Genomic DNA, 16,512 nt, shown 5'->3' on the forward strand with positions numbered 1-16,512 from the left:
GCTCCATGCCAGAGAGGCGGTCGTACGGGTCGGTCTGACCGTGTGGTGGTGTGGTAGGGGGCCGGGCGGGGCCGGGGAAGGCCCCGCCCGGCGGTATCGGGGCGCTCGGCCCGGCTCAGGAAGTGCCGAGTTCGTCGTCGAGCAGGTCGAAGAGCTCGTCGTCTGTGACCGTGTCGAGGTCGTCGTCGGTGTGCTCGTCGGTGCCGGTGGCGCGGCCGGGTTCCTGGCGGGCGGTCCACTTGGCCGCGAGGGCCTGGAGGCGCATCGTGATCCGCGAACGGGTGACGCTGTCCGCGCCCGTCGCGTCGGCGGACGCCAACGCGGCTTCCAGACGGTCGAGTTCACCGAAGACGGTGGGTCCGTCGGGGTCGAGGCGCAGGGCCGAGCGCAGGTATGCGGCGAGCTGCTCGGGGGTCGGGTGGTCGAAGACCATCGTGGCCGGGAGGCGGAGGCCGGTGGCCGCGCCGAGCCGGTTGCGGAGTTCGACCGCGGTCAGCGAGTCGAAGCCGAGCTCCTTGAACGCGCTGCCCGGTTCGATGGCTGCCGCGCCGCTGTGGCCCAGTACCTGGGCGACGTGGGTGCAGACCGTGCCGAGCAGCACCCGGTCCCGTTCGGCGGGCGGCAGTGGGGCCAGCCGTTCGCCCAGCGATCCCCCGCTGTCCGGTGCCGCGCCGGCGCTCGTCCGGCGGCGTACGGGCGTACGGAGCAGGCCGCGCAGCAGGGGTGCGACGCCGTCGCCGGCGCGGGCCTGGAGTGCTGCCAGGTCGAGCCGGGCGGGCACGAGCAGGCTCGCGGCCGCCGGTCCGGCAGGGCCGTCACCGGGGTCTTCCCGGTGGGCCGTGGAGGCCGGCAGGGCCACGTCGAACAGGGCCAGCCCGTCGGTTTCGGACAGGGCGTTCATGCTGCCGCGGCTCAGGCGCTGCCGGTCCTGGTCGTCGAGGGTCGCGGCCATGCCGGCCTCGTCGTCCCACAGGCCCCAGGCGAGCGAGACGCCCGGCAGGTCCTGGGCCCGGCGGTGCTGGGCGAGGGCGTCGAGGAAGGTGTTGCCGGCCGCGTAGTTGGCCTGTCCGGCGTTGCCGAAGACGCCCGCGGCGGAGGAGAACAGGACGAATGCCGCCAGGTCGAGGTCCCGGGTGAGTTCGTGCAGGTTCCAGGCCGCGTCGGCCTTGGGCCGGAGCACCTTCGCGATCCGCTCGGGGGTGAGCGAGGTGACGGTGCCGTCGTCGAGCACCCCTGCGGTGTGGACGACCGCGGTCAGCGGGTGCTCGGCGGGTACGCCGGCCAGCAGCGCCGTGAGCGCGTCCCGGTCGGCCGCGTCGCAGGCGGCCCAGGTGACCTCGGCGCCCAGGTGCCGCAGCTCGGCCGCGAGTTCGCCGGCGCCGGCCGCGGCCGCGCCGCGGCGGCTGGTGAGCAGCAGGTGCCGTACGCCGTGCGCGGTGACGAGGTGCCGGGCGAGCAGCCCGCCGAGGGTGCCGGTGGCGCCGGTGATCAGGACCGTGCCCCCGGGGTCGAGGCCGCGGTCGGCGGGGGTGCCGTCGGCGGGCGGGTCCGTGTGCACGGCGAGGGTCGCGCGGGCCAGGCGGGGCGCCCGTACGGCTCCGTCGCGCAGGGCGAGCTGCGTCTCGTCGGTGGCGAGGGCGGCGGGCAGGGCCCGGTGGGAGGTGTCGTCGCCGTCGAGGTCGATCAGCACGAACCGGTCCGGGTGCTCGGCCTGCGCGGACCGCACCAGGCCCCACACGGCGGCGTGCGCGAGGTCGGTCACGTCCTCGCCGGGGTCCGTGGCGACGGCGCCGCGGGTCACGACCGCGAGCCGGGACGCGGCGAACCGCTCGTCCGCCAGCCAGCCCTGCACCAGTTCCAGGGCCTGCCCGGTCGCGGCGTGCGCGGCCGCGGGGACCGCCGCACCGCGGCCGGCGGTGGCGAGGTCGGGGGCCAGGGAGACGAGGACCGTCTCCGGTGCCGGCTCGCCGAGGGCCTCGGCCAGGTCGAACGCCTCGGCGAGGGCGTCAAGGTCGGGGTGGGTGTGGTCGGCGGCGGCGTCGAGAACGCCGGTCCGTTCCAGGCCCGCGCCCGCCTTGAGCGGGTCGGTGCCGAGCAGCGCCCAGCGGCTGCCGGAATCCGGCCGTGCCTCGGGCAGTGCGAGCGCGGTCCAGTCGACCTGGAAGAGCGCCTCGCGCACGGGTCCGGTGCCGCGGCCGGCGGCGGCAGCGATGCCGCCGGTGGCGAGGGGGCGCAGGACGAGCGAGTCGACGGTGAGGACCGGCCGGCCCGTGCCGTCCCACAGGGTGAGGGCGACCGCGTCCCGGCCGGCCGGTGCCATCCGTACGCGCAGTGCGGCGGCGCCGTCGGCGTACAGCCGTACGCCGTCCCAGGAGAAGGGCAGCCGCGCGCCCTCGGGGCCCTCGGGGAAGAACTCCCCGAGCCCGACGGCGTGCAGGGCGGCGTCCAGCAGCGCCGGGTGCAGCCCGTACGGGGCGGCTTCCGGGAGGCGGTCCTCGTCGAGGGCGACCTCGGCGAACACCGCGTCCCCGAGCCGGTAGGCCCGGCGCAGGTTGCGGAAGGCGGGGCCGTAGCGGAGCCCGACGGCCTCGAAGCCGGGGTAGAGGTCGTCCACGGGGCATGCGAGGGCTCCGGCCGGCGGCCACTCCTCCAGGGCCTGGCCTTCGGTGTCCGCGTCATCGGGCGCCAGGACGCCGTCGGCGTGCCGGGTCCACGGCTCGTCGGGGGCCGCCTGTTCGAGGCGCGAGTAGACCTGGAAGGCCCGGCGCCCGTCCCCGTCCTGCTCGGCCACGGCGAGCCGCAGCTGAAGGCCGCCGCCGGTCTCGGGCAGCACCAGCGGTGCTTCGAGGGTGAGGTCGTCCAGGCGGCCGCAGCCCGCGTGGTCGCCGGCCCGGACGGCCAGTTCCACCAGGACGGCGCCCGGCACCAGGACGGTCCCGGCGACGCGGTGGTCGGCCAGCCAGGGCTGGGTGCGCAGCGAGAGCCGCCCGGTGAAGAGGAACCCGTCCGAGTCGGGCAGGTCGACCGCCGCCCCGAGGAGGGGGTGCGCGGTCGCGCCGAGTCCGGCGGAGGCCACGTCGCCGGCGAGTGCGTGGGCGGGGGCCTCCAGCCAGTACCGCTGCCGCTGGAAGGCGTACGTGGGCAGGTCGACCCGGTGGGCGCCGGTACCGGCGTAGTACGCCGCCCAGTCGACGGCCATCCCGCGCAGGTGGGCCTGGGCGAGGGCGGAGGCCAGGGCGGCGTCCTCCGACCGGTCCGCGCGCAGCACCGGTGCGAAACCGGCGTCGTCCCGGGTGACGCAGTCCTGCGCGAGCGCAGAGAGGACACCCTCGGGCCCGAGTTCGAGGTACGTGGTGACCCCCGCCTCCTCCAGGGCCCGGATCCCGTCGAGGAAGCGGACGGCCTCCCGGACGTGCCGCACCCAGAAATCGGCCGAGGCCATCTCCTCGCCCGCCGGGGCCCCGGTCAGGTTGGACACGACCGGAATGCGGGGGGCGGCGTACGTCAGCCTCTCGGCGACCCGGCGGAAGGCGTCGAGCATGCCGTCCATGTGCGGCGAGTGGAACGCGTGACTGACCGTCAGCCGCTTGGTCTTGCGGTCCGGGAACGACTCGGCGATCGCGACCGCCGCGTCCTCGTCACCGGCGATGACCACCGACTGCGGGCCGTTGACCGCGGCAATGCTCACACCGTCGGTGAGCAGTGGCAGGACCTCGTCCTCCGACGCCTGGACGGCGATCATCACGCCACCGGCGGGCAGGGCCTGCATCAGGCGGCCGCGCGCGGCGACCAGGGCGCAGGCGTCGGCGAGCGAGAAGACACCCGCCGCATGCGCGGCAGCGATCTCGCCGATGGAGTGCCCGGACAGGAAGTCCGGCTTCACGCCCCAGGACTCCAGCAGCCGGAACAGCGCCACCTCGACCGCGAACAGCGCCGGCTGGGTGTACTCCGTCCGGTCCAGCAGGCCCGCGTCCGACCCGAACAGCACGCCCTTCAGCGGCAGTTCGAGATGGGCGTCGAGCTCGGCGCAGACCGCGTCCAGTGCCGCGGCGAACACCGGCTGGGCCGCGTACAGCTCGCGGCCCGCGCCCGGGCGCTGGCTGCCCTGACCGGTGAACAGGAAGGCCAGCTTCCCGGCGACGGGTGTGCCTTCGAGCACGCCGGCCGGCCGGCTGCCTTCGGCGAGGGCGGCGAGGCCTGCCAGGAAGCCGTCGCGGTCCTCGGCGACGACGGCGGCCCTCCGGTCGAGGGCGGTCCGGCTCGTGGCGAGGGAGTAGCCGATGTCCGCGGAGGACAGTTCGGGGTGGTCGGCTGCGTGCGCCGCGAGGCGTGCGGCCTGCTCGCGCAGGGCCTGCGGGTCCTTCGCCGACAGGAGCCACGGCTGGCTGCCGGGCCTGCGCGTGGGCTCGGGCTGCGTCGCGGGCTCCATGGGCTCGGGGGCCTGCTCGATGACGGCGTGGGCGTTGGTGCCGCTGAAGCCGAAGGAGGAGACCGCGGCGCGGCGCGGGCGTCCCGTCTCGGGCCAGGCCGTGGCCGTGTCCAGGAGCGTCACGGCTCCGGCCGCCCAGTCGACGTGCGGGGTGGGCTCGTCCACGTGCAGGGTCTGCGGCAGCACGCCGTGGCGCATCGCCATGACCATCTTGATGATGCCGGCGACACCGGCGGCGGCCTGGGTGTGGCCCATGTTGGACTTGACGGAGCCGAGCAGCAGCGGCCGTTCGGCGGGCCGGTCCTGGCCGTAGGTCGCGATCAGGGCCTGGGCCTCGATCGGGTCGCCGAGGGTGGTTCCGGTGCCGTGGGCCTCGACGGCGTCCACGTCGGCGGCAGTCAGTCCGGCGTTGGCGAGGGCCTGCCGGATGACGCGCTGCTGGGAGGGGCCGTTGGGGGCGGTGAGCCCGTTGGAGGCGCCGTCCTGGTTGACGGCGGTACCGCGGACCACGGCGAGGACCGGGTGGCCGTTGCGGCGGGCGTCGGAGAGCCGCTCCACGATCAGCACACCGGCGCCTTCGGACCAGCCCGTGCCGTCGGCGTCGGCGGAGAACGCCTTGCAGCGGCCGTCGGCGGCCAGGCCCCGCTGCCGGCTGAACTCCAGGAAGGCCCCGGGGGACGCCATCACCGTCACACCGCCCGCGAGGGCGAGCGAGCACTCCCCACTGCGCAGCGCCTGCACGGCCAGGTGCAGGGCCACCAGGGAGGAGGAGCAGGCGGTGTCGACGGTGACTGCCGGGCCCTCCAGGCCGAAGGTGTACGACAGCCGGCCGGAGATGACGCTGGCCGCGGTACCGGTGGCGAGGAGGCCCCCCACGCCCTCGGGCAGGGCGGCGAGCCGGGTGGCGTAGTCGTGGTACATGACGCCGGCGAAGACGCCGGTCGGGGTGCCGCGCAGGGTGCGCGGGTCGATGCCGGCGCGTTCGAACGCCTCCCACGAGGTCTCCAGCAGGAGCCGCTGCTGCGGGTCCATCGCCACGGCCTCGCGCGGGGAGATCCCGAAGAACGCCGCGTCGAAGGCGGAGGCGTCGGAGAGGAAACCGCCCTCGCGGGCGTAGCTCGTGCCCTCCTGGGCGGGGTCGTCGGCGAACAGGCCGTCGACGTCCCAGCCTCGGTCGTCGGGGAATCCGGAGATGACGTCGCGGCCGTCGAGGACGAGCCGCCACAGGTCCTCGGGCGACTGCACGTCACCGGGGTAGCGGCAGCCCAGTCCGACGATCGCGATGGGCTCGTCGTCACGGACCGCGGCGGCGGCCACCGCCTGGGACGACGGCGCCGCGGGGGCCGCGCCGAGCAGCTCGGTGCGGAGGTGGTCGGCCAGGACCGTCGAGGTCGGGTAGTCGAAGACGAGGGTGGCCGGCAGGCGCAGCCCGGTCGCGGCGCCGATCAGGTTGCGGAGTTCGACGGCGGTGAGGGAGTCGAATCCGAGCTCGCGGAAGGAGCGGTCGGCGTCGACCGCGTCGGGCCCGGCGTAGCCGAGTACGGAGGCGACCTGGGTGCGCACCAGGTCCAGGACGAACGCCTGCTGTTCGGCGGCCGTCATGGCGGCGAGCCGAGCGGCGGGGCCGCTCGTGTCGTGGGCGGGACCGCCGGCGCCGGCCCGGCGTACGGGCGTCCGCACCAGGCCGGACAGCAGCGGCGGGAGCGTCCCGCTGCCCGCCCGGGCGCGGAGGGCGGCCGGGTCCAGCTTCACCGGCACCAGCAGCGGCGGCTGCCCGGCGGACGAGGCGGCGTCGAACAGTGCCACGCCCTCGGCGGCGGACAGGGCGTCCGCCCCGCCGCGGCCCAGCCGCGACACGTCCTCGGCGTCCAGGGCAGCGCCCATGCCGCCGGCGGCGTCGGACCACAGCCCCCAGGCCAGCGAGGTGCCGGCCAGCCCCTGGCCCCGGCGGCGGGCGGCGAGGGCGTCCAGGAAGACGTTGCCGGCGGCGTAGTTGGCCTGGCCGGCGTTGCCGAAGACACCGGCGGCGGAGGAGAACAGGACGAACGCGGAAAGGTCGAGGTGGCGGGTCAGCTCGTGGAGGTTCCAGGCCGCGTCCGCCTTCGGGCGCAGCACCGCGGACAGCCGGTCGGCCGTCAGGGAGCCGATGACGCCGTCGTCGAGGACACCGGCGGTGTGCACGACCGCGGTCAGCGGGTGCTCCGCCGGAATCCCGGCCAGGACGGCGGCCAGCGCAGCGCGGTCGGCCACGTCACAGGCCGCCCAGGCGACCTGGGCCCCCAGACCGGACAGCGCGGCCGTCAGGTCGGCCGCGCCCTCGGCGGCCTCACCGCGACGGCTGACCAGCAGCAGGTGCCGTACGCCGTGCTCGGCCACCAGATGCCGCGCGAACAGCCCGCCCAGCGAACCGCTCGCACCGGTGATCAGTACCGTGCCCTCGGCGTTCCACGCGGCGGCGGTCTCGCCGGTCGGGGCCGCGGCGCGGGCCAGCCTCGGCACCAGGGCCACGCCGCTGCGTACCGCCACCTCGGACTCGCCGGAGGCGAGGGCGACCGCGAGGGCGCCCTGCACGTCACTGTTGTCGTCGTCGGTGTCGGTGTCGGTGTCGGTGTCGACCAGGAGGAATCGGCCAGGGTTCTCCGACTGCGCCGACCGCACCAGGCCCCAGACCGCGGCGTGCACCGGATCCGGCAGGCCCTCGCCGGGTACGGCCTCCACCGCGCCCCGCGTCACGAACGCCAGGCGCCCACCCTCGGTCCGGTCCTCGGACAGCCATTCCTGCAGCAGCCCCAGCACCCGCGCCGTCTCGGCGTGCACCGCTTCCGGCACCGCGGCGTGGCCGTCCGTACGCAGGTCGGTGACGACGACGTCGGCCACATCGACCGGAGCCGGAGACGTGGCCGCCCGGTCGGCGGGGAGCGCCGTCCACTCGACCCGGTACAGGGACTCCGGGCGGCCGTCGCGGGTCGCCGCGCCGATCTGCTCGGCCGAGACCGTACGCAGGGCCAGCGCGTCCACGGAGGCGACGGCCTGACCTGCCGTGTCGGCCAGGTCCAGGGACACCGCGCCGGGGCCGGCCGGAGCAAGGCGGACACGCGCCGCCGAAGCCCCGGTGGCGTGCAGCCGTACGCCGCTCCAGGCGAACGGCAGCCGCGCGGCACCGGCCTCGGCACCGGCCTCGGCGTCGTCGGCCGGGGTGGTCAGGAGGTCGCCGTCCAGCGCCAGAGAGTGGAGGGCGGAGTCGAGCAGGGCCGGGTGCAGCCCGAACGCGTCGGCGTCGTGCTGCGCGCGTCCGTCCAGGGCGAGTTCGGCGAAGAGGGCGCCGTCGCGCCGCCAGGCCGCCCGCAGGCCCTGGAACAGGGGGCCGTAGCGGAGCCCGGAGGCGTCGAGCAGTGCGTACGCGTCGTCCACCGGGACGGGGGCGGCGTCGGCCGGCGGCCAGACGCCCAGGTCGGCGGTGGCCGCGCGGACCTCGTCGGTGAGCAGGCCGGCGGCGTGCCGGAGCCACGGCTCGTCCTCGCCGTCGGCCGGGCGGGAGTACACGGCGACCGGGCGGCGGCCGGAGGGGTCCGGGGCGCCGACGGTGACCTGGACCTGCACCGCGTCGCCGGTGTCCGGCAGGACCAACGGTGCCTGGAGGGTCAGCTCGTCCAGGGCCGGGGCGCCGACGCGTTCGCCGGCGTGCAGCGCCAGCTCCACGAACGCCGTGCCCGGGACGAGGACGGAGCCCATGACCGCGTGGTCCGCGAGCCAGGGGTGGGTGCGCAGCGAGAGGCGGCCGGTGAGGACGCAGCCGTCGGCGTCCGCGAGGGACACCGCCGCCCCCAGGAGGGGGTGACCGGCGGTGGCGAGGCCGAGCCCGGTGGCGTCACCGGGCAGCGGGGTACCGGTCTCCGGCCAGTAGCGCTCCCGCTGGAAGGCGTACGTGGGCAGGTCGACGCGCTGCGTGGTCGTCCCGGCGAAGTACCCGGTCCAGTCGGCTTCGACGCCCCGGCAGTGGGCCTGGGCGAGCGCGGTGGTGAGGGTCTCCGCCTCGGGGCGGTCCGCGCGCAGCGTCGGGGCGAAGGAGGCGGTGGTGCCGTCGGTGAGGCAGTCCTGGGCGAGGGCGGACAGGACTCCGTCGGGGCCCAGTTCGAGGTAGGTCGTGACCCCGGCGGCCTCCAGGGCGCGGACGCCGTCGAGGAAGCGGACGGCCTCGCGGACGTGCCGGACCCAGAACTCGGCCGAGCCCATCTCGTCCGAGACGAGGGCGCCGGTCAGGTTCGACACGACCGGGATGCGCGGGGCCGCGTACGCGAGCCCCTCGGCGACCTTGCGGAAGGCGTCGAGCATGCCGTCCATGTGCGGCGAGTGGAACGCGTGGCTGACCGTCAGCCGCTTGGTCTTCCGGTCGGGGAACGCTTCCGCGATGGCCACGGCGGCGTCCTCGTCACCGGCGACGACCACCGACCTCGGGCCGTTGACCGCGGCCATGCTCACCCGGTCGGTCAGCAACGGGAAGACCTCATCCTCCGACGCCTGGACCGCGATCATCACGCCCCCGGCGGGCAGGGCCTGCATCAGGCGCCCACGGGCCGCGACCAGCGTGCACGCGTCGTCCAGCGAGAAGACACCCGCCACGTGCGCGGCAGCGATCTCACCGATCGAATGCCCGGACAGGAAGTCCGGCTTCACACCCCACGACTCCAGCAGCCGGAACAGCGCCACCTCGACCGCGAACAGCGCCGGCTGGGTGTACTCCGTCCGGTCCAACAGCTCCGTATCCGACCCGAACAGCACGTCCTTCAAGGGCAGTTCGAGATGGGTGTCCAGCCCGGCGCAGACCGCGTCCAGCGCGGCGGCGAACACGGGGTGGGTCGCGTACAGCTCGCGCCCGGCGCCCAGGCGCTGGCTGCCCTGTCCGGTGAACAGGAAGGCGGTCCGGCCGCTCCTGGCGGCCGTGCCCCGGACCAGCCCGGGGGCGGTCCGTCCGGCGGCGAGGGCGGCGAGGACGGTGACGGCCGTGTCGCGGTCCTTCGCGACGACCACGGCGCGGTGGTCGAAGGCGGCGCGGGTCGTGGCCAGGGCGTGGGCGAGGTCCGTGAGCGCGAGGCCGGGCCGGTCCTCCAGGTGGGCGTGCAGGGCCCGGGCCTGGGCGGCGAGGGCGTCCGCCGTGCGGCCGGAGAGCCGCAGGGGCAGCACGGCCGGCGCCGGCGGGGAGCCGGCATCGGCGGCCGGGTCGGCGCCGTGTTCGGTGTCCCGGTCGGTGTCCCGCTCTGTGGCCGGGGCGGCCGGTGCCTGCTCGATGATGGTGTGGGCGTTGGTGCCGCTGATGCCGAACGAGGAGACGCCGGCCCGGCGCGGCCGGCCCGTCTCCGGCCACGGAACGGACTCGGTGAGCAGGCTGACGGCGCCTTCCGACCAGTCGACGTGCGGCGACGGCCGTTCCGCGTGCAGGGTCTGCGGCAGCACGCCGTGCTGCATGGCGAGGACCATCTTGATCACGCCGGCCACGCCGGCCGCGGCCTGGGTGTGCCCGAGGTTCGATTTGATGGCGCCGAGGAGCAGCGGCTGCCCGTCGGGCCGGTCCTGGCCGTAGGTCGCCAGGATCGCCTGGGCCTCGATGGGGTCGCCGAGGGTCGTACCGGTGCCGTGGGCCTCGACCGCGTCCACGTCGGCGGCCGACAGGCCGGCGCTCGCCAGGGCGGCACGGATGACGCGTTGCTGGGACGGGCCGTTGGGCGCCGTCAGGCCGTTGCTCGCGCCGTCCTGGTTGATCGCGGAGCCGCGGACCACGGCCAGCACCGGGTGGCCGTTGCGGTGGGCGTCCGACAGGCGCTCGACGAGCAGCATGCCGACGCCCTCGCCCCAGCCGGTGCCGTCTGCGTCGGCCGAGAAGGCGCGGCAGCGGCCGTCGGCGGACAGGCCGCGCTGGCGGCTGAACCCGACGAAGGTGCCCGGGGTGGCCATGACGGTGACACCGCCCGCGAGGGCCAGGTCGCATTCGCCGCTGCGCAGGGCCTGGACGGCCATGTGGAGGGCGACCAGGGAGGACGAGCACGCCGTGTCGATGGTGACGGCGGGGCCTTCGAGGCCGAAGGTGTACGAGATGCGGCCGGAGGCGATGCTGCCGGTGCTGCCGGAGCCCAGCGAGCCGTCCGCGCCGTCGGCGGAGCGCTCCAGCAGGGTGGCGTAGTCGTGGTACATCACGCCGGCGAAGACGCCGGTCCGGCTGCCGCGCACGTCGGCAGGGTCGATGCCGGCCCGTTCGAAGGCCTCCCAGGTGGTCTCCAGCAGCAGCCGCTGCTGGGGGTCGGTGCCGACGGCTTCGCGCGGGCTGATCCCGAAGAACGTCGGGTCGAATCCGGCGACGTCGTGCAGGAAACCGCCGTGGCGGGTGTAGGAGGTGCCGGGGTGGTCGGGATCGGGGTGGTACAGCGACTCGACGTCCCAGCCACGGTCGGCCGGGAAGCCTGCGATGGCGTCGCCGCCGCTCTCCAGCAGCCGCCACAGCTCCTCGGGCGTGGTGACGCCGCCGGGATAGCGGCAGCTCATCGCCACGATCGCGATCGGGTCGTCGGCACCGGCCGCGCCGCCGTGTCCGGGGGCGGGTGCGGGCACCGTGCGGGACGCCCGGTCCTCGTCCGCGCCGAGTTCGGCGGCCAGGTGGCGGGCGAGGACGAGCGAGGTGGGGTAGTCGAAGACCAGCGTGGCGGGCAGTCGGCGGCCGACGGCCGCGCCGAGCCGGTTGCGGAGTTCGACGGCGGTGAGGGAGTCGAAGCCCAGTTCGCTGAAGGCCTGTTCGGGTTCGACGGCGTCGGGGGTGCCGTGGCCGAGTACGCCGGCGACGTGGCCGCGGACGAGGTCGAGGAGCAGCCGCTCCCGCTCGCCGGCGTCGAGGCCCCGCAGGCTCCGTTCCAGGCCGGACGGCTCCGTGGCGCTGCGGCCGACCGGGCCGGTACCGGCGGCGGTGCGCCGTACGGGGGTGCGGACGAGGCCGCGCAGCAGCGGGGGTACGCCCGGACCGCCGGTGGGCAGGGTGAGCCGCATCGGCACGAGCAGGGCCCGCCCCGCGTCGCCGCTGTCGACGCCGGCGGAGGCGCCGGCTGCGGTGTCGGCCGCGGCGAGGGAGTCGGCGAGGTCGAGGAGGGCGAGTCCGTCGGCGGCGGTGAGCCCCTGCACGCCTCCGCGCTTCATCCGTTCCAGATCGGCCCGGTCCAGGGCGCCGGCCATCCCGTCGACGTCCTCCCACAGGCCCCAGGCCAGGGAGAGGGCCGGGAGGCCCTGGGCTCGGCGGTGCTGGGCGAGGGCGTCCAGGAAGGAGTTGGCCGCGGCGTAGTTGCCCTGGCCGGGCGCGCCGAACACGCCGGCGGCCGAGGAGAACAGCACGAAGGCCGACAGGTCGGCGTCGCGGGTCAGCTCGTGGAGGTGGAGGGCGGCATCGGCCTTGGGCCGCAGGACGGTGTCGAGGCGTTCGGGCGTGAGCGAGTCGATGACGCCGTCGTCGAGGACGCCGGCCGTGTGGACGACACCGGTCAGTGGGTGCTCCGCCGGGATGCCGGCCAGGGCGGCGGCGAGCGCCTCCCGGTCGGCGGCGTCGCAGGCCGCCCAGGTGGTCTCGGCGCCCAGTTCGGCCAGTTCGCGGGTCAGCTCCGCCGCGCCGGGCGCGGTGTCGCCGCGGCGGCTCAGCAGCAGCAGGTGCCGTACGCCGCGCTCGGCCACGAGGTGCCGGGCGACGAGCCGGCCGAGGGTGCCGGCCGCCCCGGTGACCAGGACGGTGCCTTCGGCGGCGTACGCGGGGGCCTTGGCCGGGGTGTCGGCGGGCGTCCTGGCCAGGCGGGGTGCGTGGAACGTGCCCGCGCGCAGGGCGAGCTGCGGCTCCGGGGAGGTCAAGACGGCGTCCAGGACGGTTCCGGGCAGCTCGGCGAACGGCTCCTCGCTGTCGACGCCGACGTCGACGAGGACGAAGCGGCCCGGGTGCTCGGACTGGGCGGAGCGCACCAGGCCCCAGACGGCGGCGTGCACGGGGTCGACCGCACGGTCGCCGGATTGCACGGTGACGGCGCCCTGCGTCAGGAGGACGAGGCGGCTGTCGGCGAGCCGGTCATCGGAGAGCCAGTGCCGCAGCAGGCGGAGCGTGCCGTGCGTGGCCGTGTGTACGGCCTCGGGGGTGAGCTCGGCCGGGGCGGGGAGGCGTACGAGGACGGCGTCCGGGGCGGGGGTGTCGGTATCGGTGTCGGTGTCGAGGGCTGCGGCCAGCGCCTCGGTGGCGTCCGGCGCGTCGAGGACGAGCGTGCGCGGCTCGGCGGCGCCGGGGGCGTGGTCGGCTGGTTCGGGGAGGGTGAGCGGGGGCCATGCCACGTGGAACAGGTGGTCGTGGGGGCCGCCCGTCCCGCTGTCGAGGTGCTCGGTGGAGACGGTGCGCAGGGTGAGCGCGGCGATGTCGGCGACGGGCTGTCCGGTGGCGTCGGCGAGGGCCAGCGCCACCGTGTCCGGTCCGGCCTTGGAGAGCCGTACGCGGAGGGTGGAGGCGCCGACGGCATGCAGGGACACGCCGGTCCAGGAGAACGGCAGCCGGCCGCTGCCGGTGTCCTCGACGAGTCCGGCGAGGCCGATGGTGTGCAGGGCGGCGTCGAGCAGGGCGGGATGCAGGCCGAACAGGCCGGTGTCGGGCTGCAGTTCCTCCGCCGGCTCGATCTCGACGTAGGTCGCGTCTCCGCTCGTCCAGGCCGCGCGGACGCCCTGGAAGGCGGGCCCGTAGTGCAGCCCGGCCTCGGCGAGGCCGGCGTACAGCTCGTCGACGGGGAGCGGGGTGGCGTCGGCCGGCGGCCAGGACTGCGGGGCGAACGACGGCTGCGGGGCGCCCGCGGCGAGGACGCCGTCGGCGTGGCGGGTCCACGGCGCCTCGGCCGCGTCCGGGCCGGCCGCGGCGCCGTCGGCGACGGGTTCGGGGCGGGAGTGCACTCCGAGGGAGCGGCGGCCAGTGGCGTCGGGGGCGCCGACCCACAGCTGCACCTGGACACCCCCGGCCGGGGGCAGGACGAGCGGTGCGTGGAGGGTGAGTTCCTCCAGGAGGTCGCAGCCGACCTGGTCGCCGGCCCGGATCGCCAGCTCCACGAAGGCGCTGCCGGGCAGCACGGCCGAACCCATGACGGCGTGGTCAGCGAGCCAGGGGTGCGTGTCGAGGGAGAGGCGGCCCGTGTAGAGGAAGCCGTCGAGGTCGGCGAGGGCGACGGCGGCACCGAGCAGCGGGTGTCCGGCGGTGCCCAGGCCGACCGCGGAGACGTCGCCGGGCGGGCGTCCGGCGTCGAGCCAGTACGGCTCGCGCTGGAAGGCGTACGTGGGGAGGTCGACGCGCCGGACACCGGTGCCGGCGTAGTACGCGTCCCAGTCGACGGCCGCGCCGCGGACGTGCAGCCGCGCGAGGGCGCCGGTCAGGGTCTCGGTCTCCGGCCGGCCGGCGCGGAGGACGGGGACGAAGGCGGCCGTGTCGGTGTGGTCGGGCAGGCAGTCCTGGGCGAGGGCGGAGAGGACGGCATCCGGGCCGATCTCCAGGAAGTGGACGGTGTTGCGGGCGGCCAGGGCGCGCATGCCGTCGAGGAAGCGGACGGCCTCGCGGACGTGCCGCACCCAGAAATCGGCCGAGGCCATCTCCTCGCCCGCGAGGGCACCGGTCAGGTTCGACACGACCGGGATGCGCGGGACGGTGTACGTCAGCCCCTCGGCGACCCGGCGGAAGGCGTCGAGCATGCCGTCCATGTGCGGCGAGTGGAACGCGTGACTGACCGTCAGCCGCTTGGTCTTGCGGTCCGGGAACGACACGGCGATCGCGACCGCCGCGTCCTCGTCACCGGCGATGACCACCGACTGCGGGCCGTTGACCGCGGCCATGCTCACCCGATCGGTCAGCAACGGGAGAACCTCGTCCTCCGACGCCTGGACCGCGATCATCACGCCCCCGGCGGGCAGGGCCTGCATCAGTCGGCCGCGGGCCGCGACCAGCGTGCACGCGTCGTCCAGCGAGAAGACACCCGCCACGTGCGCGGCAGCGATCTCACCGATCGAATGCCCGGACAGGAAGTCCGGCTTCACACCCCACGACTCCAGCAGCCGGAACAGCGCCACCTCGACCGCGAACAGCGCCGGCTGGGTGTACTCCGTCCGGTCCAGCAGCTCCGCGTCCGACCCGAACAGCACCTCCTTCAACGGCAGTTCGAGGAGCGGCGCGAACCGCTCGCACACCGCGTCCAGCGCGGCGGCAAACACGGGGTGGGTCGCGTACAGCTCACGGCCCGCGCCCAAGCGCTGGCTGCCCTGACCGGTGAACAGGAAGGCCACCTTGCCGGCGACCGGGCGGCCGCGGGTGACACCGGGGGCGGGGGTGGATTCCTCCGGGCCGAGGGCGGCGAGGGATTCCAGCGCGCGGACGAGTCCGGGCTGGTCGGCGGCCGTGAGGACGGCCCGGTGCTCGAAGTCGGTGCGTCCGCTCGCGAGGGAGTGGGCGACGTCCCCGGCGCGCAGCCCGGGGTGGGCCGCGAGGTGCGCGTGCAGCTTCTCGGCCTGGGCGCGCAGGGCGGCCGGTGACTTGGCCGACAGGTTCCACAGCGGCGGTACGGGGGCGGCCGGGGCCGCGGGGGCGGCGGACGGCGCGTCGGGCTGCTCGGCGGTTTCCGGGGCTTCGACGGCTTCCGGGGCCTGTTCGATGACGGTGTGGGCGTTGGTTCCGCTGATGCCGAACGAGGAGACGCCGGCCCGGCGCGGGGCGCCGGTCTCGGGCCACGGCACGGACTCGGTGAGCAGGCGGACGGCGCCTTCCGACCAGTCGACGTTCGGGGTGGGCTCGTCCACGTGCAGGGTCTGCGGCAGCACGCCGTGGCGCATGGCCATGACCATCTTGATGATGCCGGCGACGCCGGCGGCGGCCTGGGTGTGCCCGATGTTGGACTTGATCGACCCGAGCAGCAGCGGCCGTTCGGCGGGCCGGTCCTGGCCGTACGTGGCGAGCAGCGCCTGGGCTTCGATGGGGTCGCCCAGCGTCGTGCCGGTGCCGTGGGCCTCCACGGCGTCGATCTGGGCGGGCGAGAGGCGGGCCCCGGCGAGTGCGTCGCGGATGACGCGCTGCTGGGAGGGGCCGTTGGGGGCGGTCAGGCCGCTGCTGGCGCCGTCCTGGTTGACGGCGGTGCCGCGGACCACGGCGAGGACGGGGTGGCCGTTGCGGCGGGCGTCGGAGAGGCGTTCCAGGACGAGCATGCCGGCGCCCTCGCCCCAGCCGGTGCCGTCGGCTGCGGCGGCGAAGGACTTGCAGCGGCCGTCGCCGGCCAGCCCCCGGTGACGGCTGAACTCGGTGAACGTGCCCGGCGTCGACATGACGGTGACGCCGCCGGCGAGGGCGAGGGTGCACTCGCCGCTGCGCAGGGCCCGGGCCGCGAGGTGGACGGCGACGAGGGAGGACGAGCAGGCCGTATCGACGGTGACGGCGGGGCCTTCGAGGCCGAGGGTGTAGGCGATGCGGCCGGAGGCGATGCTGCCGGAGCTGCCGTTGCCGAGGAAGCCCTCGATCTCCTCGGGGACGCTGAACAGCCGGGCGGCGTAGTCGTGGTACATCAGGCCGGCGAAGACGCCGGTGCGGCTGCCGCGCAGCGACGCCGGGTCGATGCCGGCCCGTTCGAAGGCCTCCCAGGAGGTCTCCAGCAGGAGCCGCTGCTGCGGGTCCATGGCGAGCGCCTCGCGCGGGGAGATCCCGAAGAAGCCCGGGTCGAAGTGGTGGGCGTCGTGCAGGAATCCGCCGACCTGCTCGTACGCGTCGATGCCGCTGTCCGGGTCGGGGTCGAAGAGGACCTCGGCGGGCCAGCCGCGGTCGGCGGGGTACGGGGTGGCGGCGTCCCCGCCGCGGGCGACGAGCTCCCACAGGGCTTCGGGGGTGTCGACACCCCCGGGGTAGCGGCAGCTCATCGCCACGATCGCGATCGGTTCCTGCTCGCGTTCCTCCACCTCACGCAGCCTGCGTCGCGCCTCGCGGAGATCGGCCGTCGCCCGCTTGAGGTAATCGAGGTACTTCTCCTCGTTCACCATGTCTTACGCCATCCCCGTGCTCGAAGTGGTCA

General features: G+C 75.6%; 1 protein-coding gene. It reads right to left on the reverse strand.

What is annotated here, in order from left to right; translation table 11 throughout:
• Nucleotides 1–115: 115 nt before the first annotated feature.
• Nucleotides 116–16,480, reverse strand: a complete 16,365-nt coding sequence (locus HYE82_RS00550) for a type I polyketide synthase (RefSeq protein ID WP_179171876.1) — start codon at nt 16,478–16,480, stop codon at nt 116–118.
• Nucleotides 16,481–16,512: the final 32 nt, after the last annotated feature.

It is taken from the genome of Streptomyces sp. BR123, assembly GCF_013401435.1.
Lineage (GTDB): Bacteria > Actinomycetota > Actinomycetes > Streptomycetales > Streptomycetaceae > Streptomyces.